The organism is Paenibacillus sp. J45TS6, assembly GCF_018403285.1.
In the GTDB taxonomy this organism is placed as follows: Bacteria; Bacillota; Bacilli; order Paenibacillales; family Paenibacillaceae; genus Paenibacillus.
The window spans coordinates 42584-65790 of sequence record NZ_BOSJ01000010.1; the positions used below are offsets into that span (position 1 = coordinate 42584).

Below are 23207 nucleotides of genomic sequence, written 5' to 3' on the forward strand. Positions count from 1 at the left end.
TTGGGCATAAATTGTTGCGAAGTCGTTTTTCGCCCGGTCTATGATTGTATTCGAGAGGAGGGAATGAGATGGAGTGGCTTGAGCGGATGAATCGTGCGGTAGACTACATTGAAGCAAATCTGGCAGGAGAGATCGAAATGAGCGAGGTGGCTCGCGTGGCCTGTAGCTCATCTTACCAGTTCCAGAGAATGTTTTCATTCATTACAGAAGTTACATTAGCGGAATACATTCGACGGAGACGGTTGACGCTTGCAGCGCTGGAACTTCAGCAGGGCAGATCAGTAAAGGTGATCGATATCGCGATGAAATATGGATATGAATCACCAGTCTCATTTGCGAGAGCTTTTCAATCACTACATGGTATCACACCTGCAATGGCACGTCACGATGGGATTGAGATGAAAGCCTATCCCCGTCTCTCCTTCCTTATCACAATTAAAGGGGCAGAGGCAATGAATTATCGGATAGAGACGAAAGAAAGTTTTGAAGTGTTTGGCATTGAAGGTGTTTTCCGTATCGAAGGGGATGGGGAGGCACCGCAGACTCCGGCTAAGTTATGGGAGCAGAGCCATGCGAACGGAGATGTAAAGCGATTAGAAGCATGTGCGGGAGAATTACCGTTGTTTGTTAGTAGAGATCTTCATTCGGTGCATGCCTTATGTAGTTACCGAAAGACGGGACCGGACACTTTTCCATACATGTTGTGCGCATTTAAAGACGAATCTAGCAACACGGAAGGGTATACCTCAGTAACTATTCCCGCGCTGACTTGGGCCATCTTTCCGTCAGATCCACATCCGTGGGACCAGTTTAATGAAACGATTGAGAAACTGTACCACCGTTTTTACACTGAATGGCTGCCGTCCGCAGGCTATGAGCAAGTGGAGGGAATGGAGTTTGAAATGTACGGTGAAAAAAATGGCCTTAACTATATCGAGCTATGGTTTGCGGTTCGTAAGGTGTAATTGAGGAACAGATGAAATGAGAAGGATCATTCGTAGGATACTTTGCCTAGAAAGTTTCGAGCAGCCGTCTATTGGTAGTCACTAAATGATCCGCTGCGGGGATGGATTTGCAAAAATGGATTTCGAAGAGGGATTAAGGACTAAATCCCCTTCGGGGTCCACAAATACTCAAATAATAGGGAAATCAGCAGTAAAATTAAAATGAATGAGGTGCATAATGGACTACAAGATTATTCAAAGTGCAAAAGAATTGTCAGAAAGAGTAATTCGCCAAGCGGGCCTGATTTCGAAAGAGAAATTTGATAATTTTGTAGAGCTAAGATCTAAAGATGAATTTGGAGATGTGGTTACTGAAGTAGACTACATAACGGAAGAAATTATAATCAAACAAATTCTTGCTGAATTTCCAAAACATCAGATTCGCAGTGAAGAAGCAGGGTTCATTGGTTCGGATAGCGATTGGTTATGGTCAATTGATCCATTAGATGGAACTAATAATTTTGCAATTGGACTGCCAATCTTTACAACATCAATTACGTTGATGTATAGAAGAGAACCTGTTCTTGGAGTGGTTTATGAACCGTTAACAGATCGATTGTTTGTATCCGTCATAGGTAAAGGAACAACTTGCAATAATCGTCCGATCCAAATGAGTCGTAACTCAAATATATCTAAAGGAAATATAGGCTGGATTCAAGGTCATAAAGTGCAAAACGAGAGTAGGGCAGTTCATTTAAGACAATTCATTGATGTCAGGTTTAAGAGGATGATGAGGTTGTGGGCACCCACACTTCAATGGTGCATGCTTGCAAAGGGAGACATAGATGGAATCGTTCTTTACAATTCAGAAGGGGACGATCTGTATTCCGGAATCTTAATGGTAAAGGAAGCTGGAGGAATCGTAGTCGATTTTGAAGGTAATCCATTTGTCGGTATGAATGAAGAACCATATATCATTGCTTGTCACCCAGACCATAAACAAGAACTATTAAGAACTGTAAGGGATGGGTTAAATTCATTCGAAAAAGGAACTAGTAGCATGCTTGGATAAGACAGCTTAATCAAAAGGATTAACTACATTAAGTCATATTAATCTAAAAAGAGGAGGCTTCATATAATATGGGATATGTTGAATCGCTGAGAGAAATCGTTGGTAATACACCGTTAATTTTGGTTAGACCGAGTATACTGATTCTGAATAAGACGGGTGAGATTTTACTTGTCCGGTATCAAGATAACACATGGGGTGTGCCGGGAGGTTTAATGGAACTTGGGGAATCAGTGGAGGAGTGCGCCAAGAGAGAAGTGAAAGAAGAAATCGGATTACAAATAAAGAATCTTACATTATTCGGTGTATTTTCAGGGAAGGAATTATATACAAAGCTAAGAAATGGACATGAATATTACAATATTATTATTGGATATATCTGTACGGACTATGAAGGGGAAATCAAACCCGACGGAGCTGAAGTAGTAGAAGCGAAATTCTATAACCTAGCCGCATTGCCTGAGAGAATAGACCCATTTATAAAGAGCAAGATGAGTGAGTACGTAGAAGAAATTCAAAATATATTGAAAACGAAATTTTAGACAATGTCCAAAGCTTTCGTATGAATAGATGGTGACTTTATACATTTGTTATTCTCGTATATAGCCTTGGTTACTGATACTTCAACGATCATAGCACTTATGCTTTCGATTTTTGTAGTGCAGTAAGACATCGCTTCTTTTAATTTCTCATCGCTTAATCTGTTTGCTATTGTACAGTGAGGTACCCAGTTATTAGGAAGATATGGAGACTCAGCATTCATACGATATTTTTCAAAGAAACGGTGATGATTAGCATGGAACGTTAAAAGTTCTTTGGAAGGAACAGGGGCAAGGAATAAAATCCCTGTATTCAAAAAGGTCCCTATTGAGTTCATAGTGATTGAAAATTGTTTTTTAGATTCATAAAAAAAGTCAAAATCGCTTATAAATTGATCGATATCTACGTCAGAGTCATAACCTGCTATCGTAATATGAGGTCGTCTATCTTGTACTTCTTCTGCATATTTGGAAACGGCATGATCACTCAACTCTTTCCAAACCTGCTTTATATAGAGCTCTGTATCCTGGTCAAAATGAGCAACTACTCCGTACATCTCTATACCCCCTCAATAACTATAACTCCTGCAATGAAGGAGTATTCAACGGCTCCACTTAGCAATCCTGCCCGTTTAACAATGATAAGCAGAAAGCCGAAGTTTGGCGTTCGTGTCGGTCTCATTACCGGGAGAATAAAATCAAACTAAATCAAAAAACCAACCGTTAATCTTAATAAGAACGAAAACTTTCCTTAAGCATCCAAGGTATTTGAAATACAGAAAGATATGGTGAAATTACAAGGGATCAATCTAAATTGAAAGTCTAGACGGGAGACATAGATATCAATGACTGAAGAATTAAACCAGAACATAAATAAAAAATATGAAATCAAAGTACTTAAAGCGGAGTATATACAAGTGACCTATTGTATTTATTTAACTATTATAGTCGTGTTCACTTTTGGAATAGATAGTTTATTAAATGCTTTTTTTGTTATTTTCGTACCTTTATATACCTTATTAAATATAGTGATGCTGTTAATGAAGATTTTAAGAAAAAATAATGAGCTGCAAATCAAAGAAAATGGAATTCAGATCAATCATATTGAAGTACCAAAACAGAAAATCGAAAAGATTATTATCCAAGGCTATTTTGTACAGAGTGTCGGCATTAAGTTGTATGGCAAAAAATTTGTTTCAATGAAGTTACGTTTTAGATTCAAGAATAATGAAGAAGTTAACATAGAAGAATTAAAACAGTGGGCGAATATGAACCAGATAAAAGTAACTAGTGGGAAAATCTATAGATTGATATAAATATCACTGGCATAAGATAACACAGCATTTCTACATCGGCAATTGGCCCCTTGATCGCCAATAGGAGAGTAGAATGACTTTCTAACTAATTTAGAAGCCGTGATTACGGAAAAGAAATAAGAAATCTTCGCAGATACTTATGTAAAGGAGAATTTCGATGCTGAATCCAAAACCAGTAATTATAGAAGAATACAATGCAGAATGGCCAAAAGCATTTAAAGTAATAGAAGCCGGTTTATCTAACGAACTTGATGGTCTAGCAATACGAATCGAACATGTTGGAAGTACTTCAGTACCGGGTCTAGCAGCCAAGCCAATTATTGATATTGACGTAGTTATTAAATCTATGGATTATCTGCCAAAAGCAATCAAAAAGTTAGATGTACTAGGATATCTACATGAAGGTGATCTAGGTATTAAGAATAGAGAAGCATTTGCAAGAAGAGACATTTATGTACCCTACAGTAGTGAAGGTAATGAGAAGTATGAACATCATTTATATGTATGCGATGAAGAAAGTGAAGAACTAAATAGGCATATTATATTTCGAGATATATTAAAAAATAATCCTCTACTAGTATCTGAGTATGCAAATTTAAAAATCGAACTGTCCAATAAATTTACGAATAATCGCAAAGCTTATACCGAAGGTAAGACAGAGTTTGTTACGAAGGTAATGAATGAATATATTACGCCATATACCAAAGGAAGATTCAATGATTAAAGGAATCTTATTTGATTTAGATGGAACTCTGCTGGATCGGGCCATTATTTTGATGAGATATTAATTTCTGAAACCGAAGGACTAAGAAAACCGGAAATTAAGATTTTCAAGACAGCATTAGACCGCTTAGGTTTAGAACCTAAGGAATCAATATTTTTAGGAGATCATCCAATTATCGATGTAGAAGCCAGTAATAACGCTGGTATGCTAGGTATATGGAAAGAAGATAATTTTTATGAAAGACCAGCAAATGAATATAGATCAATAAAAAGCTTGTTAGAATTAAAAGATATCCTCGCAACCATTTCTAATTGACTAATATAATAGGAGGGATTATATGAAAACCACAGATGCATTTTCGAAATCAGTAAATCAATATATGGACTACACTAAGATGCCATGGGGACGACTATTTTATCAAACAGCGTGGCACCAGATAGATAAATTCTTTATTGAACAACCACAATCCATTTTAGATATTGGTTGTGGTTTTGGGATATCTTCTAATGAGTATGCCCTTAGGGGCAATGATGTAACTGGAATTGAACCTACCATGCATATGATTGAAATCGCAAAGCAAAACTCACAGTCAGTCAATTATATATGTGATTCGTACGAGAATATGGTTGGTAAAATCGGAAAATTCAACTGGATCTTTTGTCACAATGTACTTGAATACGTTGAACAGCCGAGTCAATTTTTTCAGCTTATAAGTAATTGTCAGAGTGAAAATGGATTGCTATCATTAATAGCTCATAATCCAACAGCTAAAGTAATGAAAAAAGCAATTATCAATAAAGATCCTGAGAGTGCATTAGCTACTATTGGGAATGACAAGGATTACAGTAATGTTATACAGACGGATATAACGATATATACTTATGATCAGCTTTCATCGTGGTTATCCGAATCAGGATATGAAATTGTAGGTCATTTTGGAATACATAACCTTTATGGATATATTAAAGATAATGATATAAAACAAAGTGAAGAATGGCATAACAAAATGATAACCCTGGAATTTGAACTTGGGTGTCACGGACCGTATAGAGATATTGCCATATTTACACACATAATCGCAAAAAAGATAGTTTGAATTATTTCTTAGATATAAGTAACTCTTACTAAGACCTTATATTCGCACTTTGAGTCATTTGACCTAAAGCCTGAGGGAGTCTTCGGTGAAGTTTACACTACTATTGTGTTGAAGGATGTTTTTTGAATAAAGGAGGGATCGAGATTGTGTTAAGAGACGGCGAGAAAATAGTGGAGGTAGGGGAAGTCATCTCGACGAATGTATTCAAGGTAAGTCCGGAACAGAAGGAAATACTCGAACGTCAGTCAGAAGTAAAGGTCGAAAAGGCTTGTAATGAAGCATTGACGAAAATACGTGAGAGATACAATCAACGTGTGAATGAAATTCAGAAAAACAATAAGTCTCAGAACATAGAATGAATAAACGATGGATAAAAAAGGAGAAATAGACGGTCCTTAAAGGCCGTTTTTTGATTTGATTAGACCTGTCGCATTTCTCCATAAGCCTTAAGAGTTTCGTAGATACAGAAACGTTAGCGGAAATTAACACAAACTTGGCTTGTAGAGTTATTTCAAAAAGCTAATACTAAAGGAGCATGTGTTTATGGAAGATCAATGGAGAATCGCGAAATATAATTCGGAGTGGAAAACGTCATTCCTAACGCTTGCGATGAAATTAAGAAATGTACTTGGCGAAGCGGCAGATCGTATTGATCATGTTGGTTCAACTTCGATTGAAGGAATGGATGCAAAACCTATAGTCGATATTCAGATCTCAGTCACAGATTTTGATAATGAGTCATTATACCGGGAACAGATTGAGAGTTTAGGGTTTAAATTGAGAGGAGAGAATCCAGACAAGACGAAGAAATACTTTCGTGAAATTCCTGGTAATAGAAGAATTCATATTCATGTAAGACGAACAGGCAGTGTTTCTGAACAAATGACGTTATTGTTTAGAGACTATTTGCGTACTCATCCTTTTGATTGCATCAAGTATGCTGAAGAGAAACATCGTTTAATGAAGTTACATAGTAAAGAACGTAGCAAGTATGTAGAAGGTAAAGGACCTATAGTATGGGAGATAATGCAAAAAGCACATGCATGGTCAATGGAGGTAGGCTGGAAACCTGACGAGTCAGATATGTAGGTGATTCAAGTAAAAAGGAGGATGGATTATGCCAACCACTTCAATAAATCTAAGACCCTTAACTATAGACGATTATAATATTATTTTAAAGTGGAGTAAGGATGACGTTTTCTGTTCATCAAATGGCTGGGAAAAGAATAGAGATCCTGAAGAACTATTTAGATGGTGGAACAAGTGCATAAATATAGCGATGGATGATTTTATACGAATAGGAATAGAAATGAACAAACAATTAATTGGTTATGCAGACTTAGCTTATATTAAAGATAATTCTGCTGAATTAGGCATAGCCATCGGAGAAAGTAAACTGTGGGGGAAGGGAATAGGATTCAATGCTGCTCTAAGTATGATGAGATATGGAGCGAAGGAATTAGGAATTACTATTTTTTACGCAGAAACACACGAAACAAATATACGAAGTAGAAAAATGCTCGAAAAGTTAGGATTTAAAGAAATAAGTAGAATCGGTTCTGAAGAATACTTAGGTAAGAATGAGCAACTTATACAGTATCGATATGATATTTAAGAACATAGGGATCAATTTTGAAAATTCCGAAAATATGAGAAATGAAATGACCTGACTCCATTATTTTAGTGGCGCTATTTACAGTTATAAAAACACCAACAATTAACGTCGTTTTATCTATCTATGTGATATATAACTAAAAGCGAAAGAAGGAACAATATGATATCAATACATAGAGCTCTATATCATCAAAAAGCAACGTTACGAAACTTAATTGAATTATATAAATATGATTTTAGTGAATTTGATCCTGATGATGTCAATGAGAATGGACTTTATGATTATATGTATTTAGATCACTACTGGACAGAAGAAGATAGACACCCTTATTTTATTCGAGTTGAAGGACTGCTTGCTGGATTTGTTTTGATAAGAGAAGTAGGACAAATTGACAGTATGATAACTTATTCAGTTGCTGAATTCTTTGTAATGAAGAAATATAGAAAACAAGGGGTTGGGCAATATGCGGCAGTTGAATTATTCAATAAGTACAGAGGGTTTTGGAAGGTAGCTCAGATTGAATCAAATATTCCCGCTCAAATATTCTGGAGAAAGACAATTGAGAGATATACGAATAATAATTATCAAGAAATTAGAGAAGATGATTGGGAAGGTCCGATCCAAACCTTTTCAACAGTAACTTGATACAAGAATGTCTTGGACAATACGGCTAAATTTATTACAAATTCAAATAACGGACGATTGGTAACTGCAGGATTTGAAAATGAAAAAAGAACAAAGTTGGTGGGGATTAACGATGAGCTTATTCACCCTGAGTTATTGAGTGACCAAGCACTAGCTTTAATGCAGGATGACGAAAATCAAATTCCCATTCATTATGGTATGCGGATCATAAATAATGAAACGATTCAAAACGTAACGATAAAATACAAGTATTATGGCATGACAAAGGTCGCTAGTTTTGAGTTGGAGCCTTCATTAGGGAGATATTAAGATGACAGAAATTCAAGTGTTAATTGAAAGAACAGGAAGCCAAATTGAGAAGAAGTTTTGCGTTAGCGACTGGTTAATGCATATAAACTCAAATCCAGAAAGCAGATATGTTAACATAGATGATCGTTTGGATATGTCTGAATTGATAAACAATAATGATTTCTCTGGAAAGCATCTACAATTGCTTTTTCTGATTAAACACAATCAAGAATACATTTTAGGTTATAACGTTCCATGTGGGTATAATTTATGGTCTGATTTTCTTAATGCCGCTGAAGATTATGCTAATTACGGAAGGTCAAAACGTTCCTATGGGGCTGATCCATTGATGATGGAAATTAGATCTGTAGGAAAGGAAGAATTGAATTTTTCTATTTATTATGAATTGGATCGTTCAAAGAAGTATATAGACGTGATGCTACCATCGCAAGAATTTATGATTTCGTTAGCAAGTTCACTTAGAGATTTTTTGGTGAAAATGATTCATGAATATAAGGTTGATATCGGAGACGAAGGTACAATAATGCGGGTAGAAAATCTGATAAAGAAATTTGATAGTTAGGTCATTTCATTCATCTAATAGAAATGGGGAGTGAAGATGAAAAGTTTTTATATTGCATCAAGCTTCAAAAATATAGAAACCGTACGCAAGGTAAGCGAACGATTAAGACAAGAGGGATTTACTCATACATACGACTGGACTACTAATAACAATATTACTTCCATTGATGAACTAAAAGACATAGGGAAGAAGGAAATAGACGCAGTCATGTGTTCTGATTTTATTGTAGTTTTATTTCCGGCAGGTAAAGGAAGTCACGTCGAACTCGGCATTGCAATTGGAAATGGGATTCAAGCATATCTATACTCACAGAATGATGAAATTAACGACTTGGAAACGACGAGTACTTTTTATCATGTAGACGGAGTTAGTAAATGCAACGGCACCGTAGAGGAATTAATACAAACCATATTAGAAGAGCAAAAATAAGGCAGGGTTGTTCGCCATGGATTCCAACACTGCTGAGGAATATATTCTAATTAAATCGTGATCATCATCTACTCGTTTTACACTCATGAAATACCTAATAGCATTGGTTTCCATACACTAATCTTTATCTGGTTTAGTAGGAGTCACACTCAGAGCATGAATGTCCTTTCGTGTGTAACCATGTTAAAATAGAAAGGATAGTGGTACATAAGGCATGGAGAAAAGGCGGGGAACAATCTATGAAACCTAAACTTAATGATGTTGCACAATTAGCTGGAGTTTCACCGACGACGGTTTCTCGGGTGCTTAATAATCGAGGCTATATTAGTCAGGAGACGAAGGACCGGGTTCATGAAGCGATGCAGCAGCTAAAGTATTTTCCGAATGATGTAGCTCGGTCCTTATTTAGTAAACGAACAAATTTGATTGGTTTAATCATACCGACAACAAGTAACCCTTTCTTCGGGGAGCTAACTTTTCATATTGAGAATATCTGTGCGTCACTCGGCTATAAACTGCTGATTTGTAACAGCTTAAATCAGCTGGATAAAGAAGAAGCTTATGTAGATATGCTGATGCGCAATCAAGTGGACGGTATTATCGTAGGAACACATAACCGAGGTATTGTAAATTATGATCAGAAAAATATAGCGGTTGTTGCGATTGATCGCTTCTTATCGGATACCATACCTGTAGTTGGATCAGATAATTATATGGGCGGAAAAATGGCTTCAGAGCTGCTAATTGATAAGGGATGCCAACATATCTTGCACATTAATGGACCTGTAGAATTGGAAACGCCGGCAAGCTTAAGAAGAAAAGCTTATGAAGATGTGATGGCGCAGCATGGTAGAGAGGCAATTACCTATGAAGTTCATGATCCTTTCAATCAACAAAACCATTATGAACCCATCCAGCGCTTGCTGAGTGAGCACCCTGAAGTCGATGGGCTGTTTGCGAGTAATGATTTGGTGGCAGCATCATTTATTGCTCAAGCAAGGAAACGTGGCAAACGCGTTCCTGAAGACATTAGGGTAATTGGATATGACGGTACAGAAACGACACGCAACCTACTCCCTGAACTAACAACGATTCAGCAACCTATTCAGGAGATTGGAAGATCTGCAGTCGAGCTGCTTATCAAAGAAATTGAAGGTCAATTCAATGACGTCCCACGAGAAACTTATCTACCTGTGAAACTTATTGAAGCTAGTACAGCATAGAACGAAGTTGACACCTAGCAGTAAGCAGGCTGTTATAAGAAGTTATATCATTAGTGAAATTAAGATAAAAGGAGAGCACTCCTTTTTCTTTTTTAAATAGTATGTCAATCGGTTGACATATGAAAGCGGTTGACATATAATCAATTTGTAAGCGTTAACGTGTTTACATCACATTAAATGGTCAACTTAGAGGAGCGTTCGATATGAGACATTCAAAGAGCATGTACTGGAAACTAAGCGCCTATTTCTTCTTTTTCTTCTTTACATGGTCAGCAAGTTATTCATTGTTTTCAATTTGGCTCGGGCAAGAAATCAATCTGAATGGTGCTGAAACAGGTATTATCTTTACTGTAAACGCTATCTTTGCATTATGTATGCAACCGCTTTATGGATTTATCTCCGATAAAATTGGACTTAAGAAACATATTTTATTTTTAATTAGCGGTTTGCTCTTAATTGTAGGTCCATTCTATATTTTTGTTTACGGACCATTGCTTCAGTACAATGTATTTCTTGGCGCCATAGTAGGCGGATTATACTTAGGTGTTGCTTTCTTGGCGGGGATCGGTGCTATCGAATCTTATGTTGAGAAAGTCAGTCGCAAATATGACTTTGAATACGGCAAATCTCGTATGTGGGGCTCGCTAGGTTGGGCAGCAGCAACCTTCTTTGCTGGACAGTTCTTTAATATCAACCCAAACATTAACTTCTGGATTGCATCGATATCAGCTGTCATTTTATTCTTCATCATGATGTCAATTAAAGTTGAGATAACAGAATCCGAGATGGAACAGGCTGAGTCTATAAACTTTAGACAAGTCGGAAACTTGTTTACAGATAAGCATTTCTGGTTCTTTATTGTATATGTCCTTGGTGTTACGTGTATCTACAATGTGTATGATCAGCAGTTTCCGATTTTCTTTTCATCGGCATTCGCTAGCATTGCATTAGGCAATCAGGTGTATGGTTACTTAAATTCCTTCCAAGTGTTCTTGGAAGCTGGGATGATGTTCTTAGCTCCGTTTGTTGTTAATAAAATTGGTGCTAAAAAAGGCCTAATATTGGCAGGGTTTTTAATGTCATTCCGTATCATGGGCTCCGGATTAGTAATTGGACCTTATGGCATCTCAGCTATGAAATTGATACACGCATTGGAACTGCCTATCATGCTGATCTCTGTATTTAAGTATTTGGCTGCTAATTTTGACACGCGTTTGTCATCAATCCTGTATCTGGTAGGATATCAGTTTACGAGTCAGGTAGGAGCTTCGATTCTCTCACCAATTGCCGGCGTGCTTTATGACATCAGAGGGTTTGCGAACACATACTTGTTTATGGGTATAGTCGTACTTGCATTTACAACAATCTCAATCTTCACCTTAAAGAGGGATCCAAAAAAGCCTAATCATCTGGAACCTCAAACTCAAACTAATTCAAAAATAGAAATAGCGTAGGAGGAAAACACATGAACACATATCACAACAATACGAAGCAAGCGGAGAAGGCCTTGAAAGAGGCAGAAGCGAAAATGAACAAGCGTTACCGTTTAGGGTATCATATTATGGCCCCAGCAAACTGGATTAACGATCCAAACGGACTGATTCAATATAAAGGTGAATATCACGCTTTTTATCAGCATCATCCTTATGATGAGAACTGGGGACCCATGCACTGGGGCCACGTTAAAAGTAAGGACCTTGTACATTGGGAGCATTGCCCGATTGCATTAGCGCCGGGAGATGCATGTGATCTTGATGGGTGCTTCTCCGGAAGCGCTGTAGATAATAACGGAGAACTGACACTCATCTATACAGGACATCACTATATTGATGAACCAAATAATATCTTTTTCCAGAATCAAAATGTGGCCGTAAGCACGGATGGTATTCATTTTACAAAAATAGAACAGAATCCTGTAATCGCTGAGCCTCCGGCAGATAGCTCCCAGCATTTCCGTGATCCAAAGGTATGGAAACATGAGGATACCTGGTACATGATTCTAGGGAATAGCACAAAAGAAGAAGTGCCGCGTGTTATTCTGTATACTTCGCCTGATCTTAGAAAGTGGACTTTTCACGGTGTGCTTCTGCAAGGAGACAAGGATATGGGCTTCATGTGGGAGTGCCCAGACTTCTTTGAACTAGATGGCAAACATGTATTTATGTTCTCCCCGCAAGGTATTGATGCTGAGGGAGATAAGTACAATAACTTATTCCAGACGGGGTACTATGTCGGCGAGTATGATTATGACACGAATGAATATAAACATGGCGAGTTTATAGAGCTTGATAACGGTCATGACTTTTATGCAGTACAAACCTTCCTTGATGATCAAGGTCGCCGTATTGCGATCGGTTGGATGGATATGTGGGAATCCGAGATGCCGACAAAAGCAGATGGTTGGTGCGGTGCGCTGACGATTCCACGTGTACTTACACTCGGTGAGAATAACAAGGTTCTCATGAACCCTGTTGATGAAATGAAGCTGCTTCGTCAAAGTGAACATGTTGTACTTCAAGATCAAGCTATTTCTGTGAGCTCATTGACGGAAGTTGAAGCCGATCTGCTAGAAGTGAAGGTTGTGTTTGACCTTACGAAAACAAGTGCGGATATCGTAGGCTTGAAGCTTCGTGGTACTGATCATGAGGAAACAGTAATCACTTATTCAATCCCGGATCAGAAGCTTATGCTTGATTGTTCCAAATCAGGCAAGAAAACAGATGGCGTTCGCCGTACAGCTTTAAGTGCTGAAGGTCAGCTGACATTGCATGTATATGTGGATCGCTCATCGATTGAATTGTTTGCGAATGAAGGACAAGCTACGATGACGAGCCGCATCTATCCGAGTGAGAAGCTATTAGGCATTGAACTCGTAACTGAAGGCGGAGAGGCTAAGGTAAATGAATTAACCTATTGGAATTTGAAAGATATCTGGCAAGCTGAATAACGATGAAACAAAAGACTGCTTTTCTGAGCCATTTCAGTGACTCGAAAGCAGTCTTTTTTGTTTAGCGATGTAGTTATCAGCATATTCTTTTATAGAGCTAAACCACGATAATACTCCAAATAAGCTACTTGAAAATATAACGGATAACCCTGCGAACCGTATAATACTAAAATTAAAACTGGAGGATTTAAAACTTTATTCGAGAGAATACGTTTAAAGCTATGTAAGGATTAATAAAGCTAGAGGAATTTCAAATGGACAGAAAGTAGTGATCAAATGAAATCTTATGCCATTATTACAGACATCCATGGAAATGCCTCTGCTTTAGCAGCAGTACTTGAAGATATAAAACAACGAAAAGCAGATCATATTTTTTGCCTAGGAGATATGGTAGGAATAGGACCCGACAGTAATGAAGTGATGTCAATGTTATTAGATACTCAAAACGTCTCGTATGTTCTAGGAAATCATGAACTCGCTGTGGCGGCAGCCTTTAGAGGCGAAGATCCACCTCTCGGGCATCATAATGAAAGAGCACATCATCAATGGTTGGCTGATCGAATAGATAAGCACTATATTGAATTTATAACCGATCTTCCTAAGAAGATAATATATGAAGTTTTAGGGTATACGTTTTATTTTGCTCATTATCATTTAGATATGACAGACCATTACCTTCCAATTGAGAAAAATCCATCAATAGAACAACTGGATTCTTTTTATTCAAGTTCTGGTTATGACCTCGTTTGTTTTGGACATCATCATGTTATTCACCATGTAACGTCAGATCGAAGAGTATATTTTAATCCTGGCTCTTTAGGTTGTAATCATAAACCTATTGCAAGATATGGTTTAGTAGATGTAAGTGAATCAGGCATAAATGTGGAGAGCATTCAAATTCCATATGATAATACTGATTTTTTGAATTCATACGAAAAACTTAAAGTTCCAGACAGGGAATTTATATTGAAGATATTTCATGGAGCTTACATATTCTGAATCTAATTTTTTAAACATAGAATTGATGATGACTTTATAAGTAAATGGTCGTGAAAGTGAAGATATAATTGGGGGTGTTCCATATGAATTGGGTAAAACATCAAGATCCAAATAATAAGTATGGGGCCAGGTTTACTTTTGGAGATAAAGATATACCCCTTCCAGAGACAGCAATTATATCAGTAACACGCGGAGAGAAGTTTAATGTTTTCAGAATTATTATTAATGGAATTGTGAATGAGTCTATAAAGAAGCAGCTGATTAAGAATGATAATTTATTATATGCTGAACTCTCAGGACAACTTCAGGGGGGAATTGGGCAAACCGTTACGGTATGGAAAGATGGAAAATCAATGAATAATTTCAGAACTAGAGGTTCTCATAAATTTGCGGAGAGATTTTTTTCATGGGTTTTTTATAGTGGTAAGGTTCAAGCCTATTTTTTAACCTGGAGAATCAAACACATTCCTACTGATCATGAAATTGAAGAAAATGTAAAGAAATATGGAAAACATTTTATCGGAGGAAAATTGGTTAGACAAGCTCAAAAACCTCCCAAAGCACCTAATGAATAATGTCCATCCATTTTGTTTTTAAGTTAAGTCTTGTCCGGATTAAAAGGAGGCGAGATTCTGTATAACGTAAAACGACTACTGTTCGTTGTCATTGTATTCATTGTGACTTTATTAAATACAGGAGAGGCATTCGCCGAAAGTTATCCTCGTGCAATCGCTTTGAATAACTACGTGTACCTAGTTTCCGGTGTAGAGATAGATATAAACAACATTGGCAAGGAGATTGGGAAGATTGAACGCCAAAGAACTCCCATGCCAATGAAGAACGGTGAATCGAATGATACACCCGTTGGAAGTCTGATTTTTGAAATTAAGGATATCAATACTCAAGATGCGGTAGCAGTTAAGATGGATAATAAGTTTTACTTTGCATCTCAAAAAAGTTCAATACAAAGGATCAGCGGAAATACGTTACTACCGGTTTCAATTATTAGTCTTACGGTTCTTATAGTCGTTTTGTTTTGGATAAGAAGTAGAAAGCATTAATTAGAGGTTGAAATATTATACTGCCCATAAGAGGGGATTATTCTATGAAACGAAAAATACTCATTAGTATAACGACAGTTCTATATTTATCCATTCTCATAGCATGTCAATCAAGTCAAAATGCCAAGCCAAACGATATAAGTAATCAAATAGAGAAAAACTTGGTGTCGATCATGGATAACAACAGTGTACTTGCATCAAGTAATCCCGCCACCTTTATTCAGGACAATCAAAATTTATATGATGAGATATTAGCATCCGGAGATAAAGGTTTGAAATTTTTACTTAACGAGCTCAAGAATAGTAAGGAAGATGGATTAAAGGAATGGATCATGGCGAAAGCATGTGAGGACATATTAAAGAATGAAAGCCAGATTGAAGGCTGGAGTACAGGGAAAGAATGGTTTAGCAAATACGAAAGTCTATGACCAAGCAAGGTATGGATAACTTAAATATATTATATCCAATTGAGGCTGAAGGAAAAGCAGACTAAATGAAAGAGGCAGTATGGAGCTTAATCGTTCGGATTGGATCAATCCATTTTCCTGAGTTATCTAATAAACATTCGAAATGTGAGATTGGCTATTATATCGGAACAAAGTGGTGGGGGAAAGGATTTACTAGTGAAGCTGCAAAAGAAATCGCACGGTATACTTTCGAAGATATAAATGCCCATAAGTTAAAAGCATGGCACCATTCGGATAATACCGCTTCAGGTCTTGTGCTGCAAAAACTCGGAATGGTTATAGAGGGGGAATTTAAACAGGAGATGATACTTAAAGACGGTACGTATAGTGATATTAAAGAATATGGGTTGCTTAAAGATACTTGGGATCATCTTCATCGATAACGATCCCTAGGATTTATTAGATAATCTAAAAAGTTGTTGGCGGGATTGTAGTCCAACCTTCTCTTCTAACAACTTATCTTCGCTTACGAGATATTGCTGCATATTCTGGGGGGATTACTGATGATAAGAACAGCTAATAAGGAAGATATTGATCAACTCATTCGGTTGAGATGGGATTTTACAATGGAATACGATGTTGAAGGCAAACTCAAAAATGAAAATTATGATGTCTTCTACAATGAATGTAGCGCTTTTTTAATAGAAATATTTCAAAGTCGCAAGTGGTATGTTTGGATTGCTGAGGAAGACGGAATTATTGTATCAAATATATACATAGAGCTTATACATAAAGTCCCTAGACCAGGTAGAACGACAAACCCTTTTGCTTATATGACCAATGTCTATACCAAACCAGAATATCGAGGAAAAGGCATCGGTAGTAACTTATTATCGCAAATCAATGATTGGGCTAAAGAAAGTAAATATGAATTTATTATCGTATGGCCAAGTGATGAAGGTGTAGATTTTTATAAAAGGAATGGATATGAGCATTGTAAGGAACCAATGGAAAATATGTTGTGCTAAAATCATACCCTTTTCAATTATCAGATATGAATTAAGCAATAAGGGGGAGTCTGCGAGTGATCTATGATTTACAAGGGCAAGCCAATATGTCACCTGTTGTGGGTATGTTATATTCCTCTGTAAAAGAGAACAGTCACCGACTTACGTGTATTACTGATGGGATGTCACAAGAAGAACTAGATTACAAAGGGCCCGATAATAAATCGAACAGTACTGCTCAGTTAATAAAACATATCACCTATGTTGATCTGAACTGGGTTTATAGAATAAAGGAACAGCCACTTCCTAAGTTATTATCAGAACAATACGGTCCCATGATTGATGAAAATAATAGGCTCCCCATGGTCGATGGGATCTTATTGAGCACATTAATGTATAACTATGAACAAGTATTAAATATGTTGGAAGCAGCTTGTACGCAGCTAATCGATGCGGATCTAGACAGAGTTGTTAATTTTGGACATGACAATGAAAAACAAGCAACTATACGATGGGGGATATGGCATATGGCTGACCATAGTCGCTATCATCAAGCTCATATTAATCAGCTTCGAAAATGGTCAACGTTAAATAGGGGAGGGATTAGATGAAGGACTTTCAAGCTGTATTTATCGACCGTGACGGGACTATAGGTGGCACAGGTCATTTTATACATCCAAGTAACTTTAAGCAATATGAGGGTGCTCAGGATGCGATTAACCGTTTAAAGCAAGCAGGGTACAAGGTGTTTGCTTTTACGAATCAGCATAGAATCTCACGCAGTGAAGCAACAATAGAAGATTTTAGACATGAATTCGAGAAATATGGGTTTGATGGTTCTTATATCTGTCCTCATAGTGAACAAGATCATTGTAACTGTAGGAAGCCTAAACCTGGTATGTTGCAAGAAGCAGCCTCAAAGCATCAATTAGACTTATCTAAGTGTGTGGTAATTGGTGATGTAGGGGAAACAGATATGCTAGCAGCTCATGCAGTGGGTGCAACTAAAATTCTGGTGAGAACCGGATGGGGCGCATCATCTCTGTCAGATTACAGACATAAATGGCAAGAAGCCGAACCTGATTATATAGCGGAGCATATCAATGATGCAGTGGAATGGATACTTAATACACATATCTAATAAACTCTTGAAGGAGTTATTTCTTTGAAGAAATATACCGAAATCGGAATCGGGAATACTTGGTTTGTTAGAACAGAGATTGAACACGACGATGGGTCGGAAAGTGAAATGAAAGGTTTTATAAAGCCATTCAAAATGGAATCGTTATATATCCGGGTATGGATAGGTACGAATGTTTTGATCATTGATACCAAGGAAGGCATAAAGTTCATTAAGAAGGATAGAAGGAAATTCAAACTAATGATTGGATTCTCTGGGTTATAAGAAGGATTCAAGGGATCTCGGTGGAGGTGCTGAAGTGAAAAGAAAGTATGCAGACCGATTAGACTGGCATCGAGTGCTTGATCGAAATTTTGTATGCAAGTATTTTCAAGATAATGAGTTTGAAGGTTATGCTACCTTAATTACGATTCATCAAGTGAAGGAACCACTAACTACCGTAATCAACGGGGAAGAAGTTCTTATTGTTGATGATGGTTACTATTGGATGCAACATTTTCCCTGGAAATCGAATTACTGTGTTACAACGATGTTTAATGACAAGAAAGAGATTATTCAGTGGTATTTTGATATATCTAAGCAAAACGGGATCAGCGATCAAGGTATTCCTTTTTGGGATGATCTTTATTTAGATGTGATGGTTCTTCCAAATGGAAAATTTCAAATGAAGGATGAAGATGAACTGGAAGACGCATTGAATAGAAATGCAATTGAATTAGATGATTATTACCTAGCAAAGAATACAATGAAAGACTTAATAAAAAGCATAAAATCCATGAGTCTGCCTGTTATGCAGAGTAGTGAACATTATTTTAATCTTTTATTAAAACATGTGAAATATTGAAAAGCACTTAATTCAAATTAAATTATGTTATTATGGAATTTATATCCATACCTTCTTGCGATGGAGGAGATTGTTTGTTTAAACGAGAAAGTCAAGTGTCTATGGGTTGGTTATGGATAGTTGTATTGTTTATGGTCCTAATCCTAGGTTGCAATCACATCTACGGATACTCATTGTTAGACAGTTTTTTGAACTACATTGGGATTGGAAGTTGGTCTAAAGATGAACAGCTAGGCTGGCACATCACATCATTTTTTACAATTCCTCTTATCCTGATAAGTATGATTCAATCAACACGGCATCTTAAGAAAAAATGCCCGTATATCTTCATGACTTTGTTTATTTCTACAATGGTATGGAGTGCGGTATACCCTGATCTAACTGAATGGATCGTTAGTTCAACAGAAGTATTGATTAGATAACAAATACAAAGCGCCCTCTGCAAGGATATAAGTTATCTAAGGCAGGGGCGCTTCATTATACATATCGAAATAGGGATCCAGAAGACCGAAACAAGAAAAGTAATATATCGAAACGATAAAACTAGGAACAACTAGGAGCCGAAATGTATGAGGAAGATTTTTATCGTAGGAACTGTAGCTAGCAGCAAAACAACTCTAGCAATGCAATTATCAAAGGACATGAATATATGTTGGTATGAACTGGATTCTATCGTATATCATCAGATCGGAGACCAAAGAATTAAACGTACACCAGACGAGCAGGTTAAGGTGATTATGGATATTGACCAAAAGGGACCCTGGATATTGGAAGGTACTGATAGGGAATCATATCGCTGTTTATATGAAATGGCTGATACTATTATTTTTCTTGATCCTCCGTTATGGAAGCGTAGAATCCGGATTTTTACTAGGTTCTTAAAACAAAAACTACATATTGAACAGTGCCATTACAAAGCAGATTTAACCATGTTAGAGATGATGTATAAATGGACAAGCGATTTTGAGAAGGATAGAGAAGCTTTTGAAGCAAACTTGAGCTTATATCATCAAAAACTTATCAGATTAACTGATAATAAACGTTATAAACAGCTTATAACAATGGGTTTGTGTTAGGTGTTAGGTGATCTTGCTAAGTGGGAGTTGGCTTATGAATATTGTTCTTATAGGCATGTCTGGAGCTGGTAAAAGCACCTTAGGTGTGTTGCTCGCAAAAGCATTAGGAATGAGTTATGTAGATACCGATATTGTCATACAAAATCATGAAGACAGGTTATTACAAGATATCCTTGCTGAAGATGGTGTCTTTAAGTTTATGGAGATCGAAGAGAGGGTAGTGTCTGGGTTAGAACTGGAAAACTGCATCATATCTACAGGTGGGAGTGTCATATATTCCGAAAAAGCGATGAACTTCCTTAAACAAGAGGGGCAGATTATTTATTTACAACTTCCTTATGAAGAACTGGAAAGAAGACTAAGTGATATAACAACTAGAGGAATTGTGATAAAGGAAGGGCAAAGTCTAAAGGATGTTTTTGAAGAAAGGGTTCCTTTATACATCAGGTATAGTGATACCATTCTAGATTGCTCTAATAAAAGTATAGAAGAGTGTGTAAGTGAATTGATTGGGATCATTCATGAATGATACTGTAATTAATTAATGGAGCAACTTTAATCCATTCACGGGGGAGTAAGCGAATGAATCATTTTTTATCGTTAAAGGATTTAACTCAAGAAGATATCTCAGAACTATTTAACATGACAGACCAAATAAAAAACGGGGATTTCACGAGGGTTTTAGAAGGGAAGACGTTCGCTTTATTTTTTCCGAATACGAGTATAAGGACCAGGATAACGTTTGAAAAAGGAATCAAAGAGCTTGGCGGGGAATGTATTCTTTTCCCTCCGGAGTCCCTGAATAAAAAGGAGAAACTCTCGGATGTAGTGGGATATCTGAATCAGTGGATTGATGGAGTGATCATCCGTCACCCTAGTTTTGAGGTAATGAATGATTTAGCGGAACATGCAGAAATCCCTATTATTAATGCCATGTCATCAGAGAATCATCCATGTGAAATAGTCGCTGACCTATACACGATCCGAACGATGAAGCCTAACTTTCAAGAACTCACCTACACCTTTGTCGGTCCGCCGGGGAATATTCTAAACTCATGGATAGAAATAGCTAAGGTACTGGGTCTCACGTTACAACACGTTTGCAGCCCAGGAAATAGGGTCTGTATGGACGGACAGAATTATCAATTTTGGGCGGAGCTTGAAGATAAACTCGTGGGTAGCGATGTTGTGCTCACAGATTCCCTTCCTCCCGAATACCAAACCGATGATTATATTAAAAAATATCAAATAAATCTAGAGAGAATGCGGCTAACGAATCCAGGTGCCATTCTCAATCCTTGTCCCCCCTTCGATCGAAATCAAGAAGTAAGTGAAAATGTAATGCAGTCTGATTACTTTGTCGGGCATTATTTTAAAAAGAATTTGTTATATGTTCAGCAAGCCATTATCATTCGATCTTTAGGTTTATCAATTGAAAACTAAGAGATAGTTACGGGGAAGGACAATGCCAATAAAGAAAGAAGTGAGATTATATGAATGTTTTATTTCTGTGTACTGACAACTATACTCGCAGCGTAATTGCAGAGTTCTGCGCGAAAGATTACCTGAAAACGAACCATATCACGGATATCACCGTTGCTTCAGCGGGAATTAGGGCTAGTAGTGATATCAGCAGCTATTCAGATCTTCATTTTCAGGTGATGAGGGACATGGACATTGATGTTTCGCAGTTTAAGAGAACACAATTCGGAGAAAGGTCATTTGAGGATTATGATTTTATTATTGGAATGAGTGAATTACATAGGGACTTTGTAAGAAAAGAGTACAATCGGGACATTTATCTATTTAATGAAGTTTATAAAAGTCAAAATACTCCTGTAAACATAGGGGCTCCTGATGAGGAAGGTTTTGATCAGAAGATGAGGGAATTAATCCAATATTTCAATAATGCCATACCTGTTGTGATAAAAAATATAAAGAATTATCAAAATTAGGGAGGGCGAACTATGGGTTCGAGAATAATGCATTTGGTTATTGCGAATCGAATAGCAGAGAATCTGTCTATGAAAGACAGAACCTTATTTTTACTAGGGAGTATTGCTCCGGATGCAGTTTCATCTAAAGATTTATCACATTTCTTTATTGGTGATGTGCAAGATTTTTCTAGAAGTGTTGATTATCAAAGCTTTTTAGAAAAATATAGATCGCAAGCAGATTCTCCTTATATTAGGGGATATTACACTCATTTAATCGCCGATGATGTATGGCTGAGAGGTTTTAATCTTCCTTGGCTGAGGAACAGAATGGAAGCAGATAAGGAACTTTCCAATTTATATTACCATGATTTTTGGTTATTGAACGGGAAATTACTAGAGTACTATAGCTTTACGGATGAACTGAGAAAAGTGCTGAGTGTTGTTCCAGAAGTCTTGGAATTAGAAGAAGTTACATCCAAAGAAGTACATGAATTCCTTCCTTGTGTATTAGATGATATGAATTATGACACAGAAATGATGAAAGAGAATCTGAATGTGTTTACGTTTACTCAGATGGTTGGTTATATAGAGACATGTGTTGAACTTGGGACATTTCATATACAACGTATTAATGAAGCAAAGCGAGTCAGATAACAACATATTAGCATGCGCGTTAATTAACCTCTAAGCCTGGGGAAAAGAAAGGGGTTTGCTGATTGAGTAAACGCTCACAGATGATTATTTTATCCATTGTCGCGCTGCTCATCCTTAGCGGTCTTATTATCTCAGAGGTCAATTCCCGAACATCATTTAAAGAACTAGTTATAGATCAGATCGGTGACTCACATGGTTCACAAGAAATCTTTTCAATAAGTATTTCAGAGTGGGACGATAATTCATTTAAGAAATCAACTGAAATAACTGACCTAGAAACCATAAATAAAGTAATGAATGTTTTTGAGGATCTCAAATTGAAGAGAACCAACAGCGAAAACCCCATTTTCCAGGATGAATATTATAGAGTCACGATTCAACCAGATAACGGTCCAACACTTAGTGTGGTTTTTGCGGATGATAAAATAATGAATATAAGTAGTAGTTTCAATTCTAAAAAGAAACACTATTGGACCTATGAAGCTGTGGGTGGTTTTGACCTATCGACTATACAGGAATTGTTAAAATAATTAACAATCCTCTCAGAAATTTGATAAAAATGTTTACCCATGAAAAGGTTTTATATATAATGATCATAATCATAATAAATGCGATGAAGAGAAGAGTAGATAAATGAATTCTTGTACAGAGAACTCCGGCAGC

Annotated in this window: 34 protein-coding genes, 1 pseudogene and 1 other annotated feature (1 of these 36 cut by a window edge); of the genes and pseudogenes, 34 read left to right on the forward strand and 1 reads right to left on the reverse strand. The window is 36.9% G+C overall.

Annotated elements, in window-relative coordinates; genetic code table 11:
• The first annotated feature begins 68 nt into the window (after positions 1-68).
• The 3 genes from KJS58_RS15445 (at position 69) to KJS58_RS15455 (ending at position 2555) form a co-directional block, all read left to right on the forward strand.
• Positions 69-965, forward strand: a complete 897-nt coding sequence (locus KJS58_RS15445) for an effector binding domain-containing protein (protein ID WP_213533656.1) — start codon at positions 69-71, stop codon at positions 963-965.
• 217 nt (positions 966-1182) lie between these two features.
• The gene (locus tag KJS58_RS15450) at positions 1183-2016 is read left to right on the forward strand and encodes an inositol monophosphatase family protein (protein WP_213533658.1); all 834 of its coding nucleotides are present in this window, start codon (positions 1183-1185) and stop codon (positions 2014-2016) included.
• Between the two features lie 68 nt (positions 2017-2084).
• Positions 2085-2555: an NUDIX hydrolase gene (locus KJS58_RS15455; RefSeq protein WP_213533659.1), complete on the forward strand. Its 471-nt coding sequence runs from the start codon at positions 2085-2087 to the stop codon at positions 2553-2555.
• Here KJS58_RS15455 and KJS58_RS15460 read toward each other — a convergent pair.
• On the reverse strand, positions 2552-3109 hold the full coding sequence (locus tag KJS58_RS15460; protein WP_213533661.1) for a 2'-5' RNA ligase family protein: 558 nt from the start codon (positions 3107-3109) through the stop codon (positions 2552-2554). The genes KJS58_RS15455 and KJS58_RS15460 overlap by 4 nt on opposite strands.
• 288 nt (positions 3110-3397) lie before the next feature.
• Here KJS58_RS15460 and KJS58_RS15465 point away from each other — a divergent pair, with 288 nt between their 5' ends.
• The 31 genes and pseudogenes from KJS58_RS15465 (at position 3398) to KJS58_RS15615 (ending at position 23074) form a co-directional block, all read left to right on the forward strand.
• Complete coding sequence (locus tag KJS58_RS15465; protein ID WP_213533663.1) at positions 3398-3868, forward strand: hypothetical protein; 471 nt, start codon at positions 3398-3400, stop codon at positions 3866-3868.
• A gap of 157 nt (positions 3869-4025) precedes the next feature.
• Positions 4026-4592, forward strand: a complete 567-nt coding sequence (locus KJS58_RS15470; RefSeq protein ID WP_249717403.1) for a GrpB family protein — start codon at positions 4026-4028, stop codon at positions 4590-4592.
• A gap of 42 nt (positions 4593-4634) precedes the next feature.
• A pseudogene (locus KJS58_RS15475) lies at positions 4635-4907 on the forward strand (HAD family hydrolase); the annotation flags it as partial.
• Between the two features lie 22 nt (positions 4908-4929).
• Complete coding sequence (locus KJS58_RS15480) at positions 4930-5688, forward strand: methyltransferase domain-containing protein (RefSeq protein ID WP_213533664.1); 759 nt, start codon at positions 4930-4932, stop codon at positions 5686-5688.
• Between the two features lie 146 nt (positions 5689-5834).
• A complete protein-coding gene (locus tag KJS58_RS15485; RefSeq protein ID WP_213533665.1) occupies positions 5835-6047 on the forward strand; it encodes a hypothetical protein in 213 nt (70 codons plus the stop codon).
• Positions 6048-6231: 184 nt separating this feature from the next.
• Positions 6232-6777, forward strand: coding sequence for a GrpB family protein (locus KJS58_RS15490; protein ID WP_213533667.1), 546 nt, complete (start codon positions 6232-6234; stop codon positions 6775-6777).
• Positions 6778-6805: 28 nt separating this feature from the next.
• Complete coding sequence (locus KJS58_RS15495; RefSeq protein ID WP_213533668.1) at positions 6806-7303, forward strand: GNAT family N-acetyltransferase; 498 nt, start codon at positions 6806-6808, stop codon at positions 7301-7303.
• Between the two features lie 159 nt (positions 7304-7462).
• Entirely contained in the window at positions 7463-7948 is a 486-nt protein-coding gene (locus KJS58_RS15500) for a GNAT family N-acetyltransferase (protein ID WP_213533670.1), read from the forward strand.
• Positions 7949-7960: 12 nt separating this feature from the next.
• Complete coding sequence (locus KJS58_RS15505; RefSeq protein WP_213533672.1) at positions 7961-8257, forward strand: hypothetical protein; 297 nt, start codon at positions 7961-7963, stop codon at positions 8255-8257.
• Position 8258: 1 nt separating this feature from the next.
• Positions 8259-8819, forward strand: a complete 561-nt coding sequence (locus tag KJS58_RS15510) for a hypothetical protein (RefSeq protein ID WP_213533674.1) — start codon at positions 8259-8261, stop codon at positions 8817-8819.
• A 36-nt stretch (positions 8820-8855) separates the two neighbouring features.
• On the forward strand, positions 8856-9248 hold the full coding sequence (locus KJS58_RS15515; RefSeq protein WP_213533676.1) for a group-specific protein: 393 nt from the start codon (positions 8856-8858) through the stop codon (positions 9246-9248).
• 239 nt (positions 9249-9487) lie between these two features.
• On the forward strand, positions 9488-10471 hold the full coding sequence (locus KJS58_RS15520) for a LacI family DNA-binding transcriptional regulator (RefSeq protein WP_213533678.1): 984 nt from the start codon (positions 9488-9490) through the stop codon (positions 10469-10471).
• A gap of 203 nt (positions 10472-10674) precedes the next feature.
• A complete protein-coding gene (locus KJS58_RS15525; RefSeq protein WP_213533680.1) occupies positions 10675-11925 on the forward strand; it encodes an MFS transporter in 1251 nt (416 codons plus the stop codon).
• An 11-nt stretch (positions 11926-11936) separates the two neighbouring features.
• Positions 11937-13418, forward strand: a complete 1482-nt coding sequence (locus KJS58_RS15530) for a glycoside hydrolase family 32 protein (protein ID WP_213533682.1) — start codon at positions 11937-11939, stop codon at positions 13416-13418.
• Positions 13419-13694: 276 nt separating this feature from the next.
• Positions 13695-14417, forward strand: coding sequence for a metallophosphoesterase family protein (locus tag KJS58_RS15535; RefSeq protein ID WP_213533684.1), 723 nt, complete (start codon positions 13695-13697; stop codon positions 14415-14417).
• An 83-nt stretch (positions 14418-14500) separates the two neighbouring features.
• Positions 14501-14992 carry a hypothetical protein gene (locus KJS58_RS15540; protein ID WP_213533686.1) on the forward strand — a complete coding sequence of 164 codons (492 nt, stop codon included), beginning with the start codon at positions 14501-14503 and terminating at the stop codon, positions 14990-14992.
• Positions 14993-15022: 30 nt separating this feature from the next.
• On the forward strand, positions 15023-15478 hold the full coding sequence (locus KJS58_RS15545) for a hypothetical protein (RefSeq protein WP_213533688.1): 456 nt from the start codon (positions 15023-15025) through the stop codon (positions 15476-15478).
• A gap of 44 nt (positions 15479-15522) precedes the next feature.
• Positions 15523-15906 carry a hypothetical protein gene (locus tag KJS58_RS15550; protein ID WP_213533689.1) on the forward strand — a complete coding sequence of 128 codons (384 nt, stop codon included), beginning with the start codon at positions 15523-15525 and terminating at the stop codon, positions 15904-15906.
• 65 nt (positions 15907-15971) lie between these two features.
• Entirely contained in the window at positions 15972-16328 is a 357-nt protein-coding gene (locus tag KJS58_RS15555) for a GNAT family N-acetyltransferase (RefSeq protein ID WP_213533691.1), read from the forward strand.
• Positions 16329-16448: 120 nt separating this feature from the next.
• A complete protein-coding gene (locus tag KJS58_RS15560) occupies positions 16449-16913 on the forward strand; it encodes a GNAT family N-acetyltransferase (protein WP_249717407.1) in 465 nt (154 codons plus the stop codon).
• Between the two features lie 56 nt (positions 16914-16969).
• A complete protein-coding gene (locus tag KJS58_RS15565) occupies positions 16970-17503 on the forward strand; it encodes a DinB family protein (RefSeq protein WP_213533693.1) in 534 nt (177 codons plus the stop codon).
• Positions 17500-18033, forward strand: coding sequence for an HAD-IIIA family hydrolase (locus KJS58_RS15570; protein ID WP_213533695.1), 534 nt, complete (start codon positions 17500-17502; stop codon positions 18031-18033). Before KJS58_RS15565 ends, KJS58_RS15570 begins: the two co-directional genes overlap by 4 nt.
• Before the next feature lie 24 nt (positions 18034-18057).
• Positions 18058-18297, forward strand: coding sequence for a DUF3977 family protein (locus KJS58_RS15575; RefSeq protein ID WP_213533697.1), 240 nt, complete (start codon positions 18058-18060; stop codon positions 18295-18297).
• 34 nt (positions 18298-18331) lie between these two features.
• The gene (locus tag KJS58_RS15580; protein ID WP_213533699.1) at positions 18332-18877 is read left to right on the forward strand and encodes a ribonuclease FAU-1 family protein; all 546 of its coding nucleotides are present in this window, start codon (positions 18332-18334) and stop codon (positions 18875-18877) included.
• A gap of 74 nt (positions 18878-18951) precedes the next feature.
• Positions 18952-19299, forward strand: coding sequence for a hypothetical protein (locus KJS58_RS15585; RefSeq protein WP_213533701.1), 348 nt, complete (start codon positions 18952-18954; stop codon positions 19297-19299).
• Positions 19300-19446: 147 nt separating this feature from the next.
• Positions 19447-19953, forward strand: coding sequence for a P-loop NTPase family protein (locus KJS58_RS15590; RefSeq protein ID WP_213533703.1), 507 nt, complete (start codon positions 19447-19449; stop codon positions 19951-19953).
• Positions 19954-19987: 34 nt separating this feature from the next.
• Complete coding sequence (locus tag KJS58_RS15595) at positions 19988-20482, forward strand: shikimate kinase (RefSeq protein WP_213533705.1); 495 nt, start codon at positions 19988-19990, stop codon at positions 20480-20482.
• A 53-nt stretch (positions 20483-20535) separates the two neighbouring features.
• Entirely contained in the window at positions 20536-21396 is an 861-nt protein-coding gene (locus tag KJS58_RS15600; protein WP_213533707.1) for an ornithine carbamoyltransferase, read from the forward strand.
• Between the two features lie 50 nt (positions 21397-21446).
• On the forward strand, positions 21447-21908 hold the full coding sequence (locus tag KJS58_RS15605; RefSeq protein WP_213533709.1) for an arsenate reductase/protein-tyrosine-phosphatase family protein: 462 nt from the start codon (positions 21447-21449) through the stop codon (positions 21906-21908).
• Between the two features lie 12 nt (positions 21909-21920).
• Complete coding sequence (locus KJS58_RS15610) at positions 21921-22544, forward strand: zinc dependent phospholipase C family protein (RefSeq protein ID WP_213533711.1); 624 nt, start codon at positions 21921-21923, stop codon at positions 22542-22544.
• Positions 22545-22606: 62 nt separating this feature from the next.
• The gene (locus tag KJS58_RS15615; protein ID WP_213533713.1) at positions 22607-23074 is read left to right on the forward strand and encodes a hypothetical protein; all 468 of its coding nucleotides are present in this window, start codon (positions 22607-22609) and stop codon (positions 23072-23074) included.
• A gap of 74 nt (positions 23075-23148) precedes the next feature.
• Positions 23149-23207 (forward strand) — a binding site (T-box leader) (it continues 204 nt past the right edge of the window).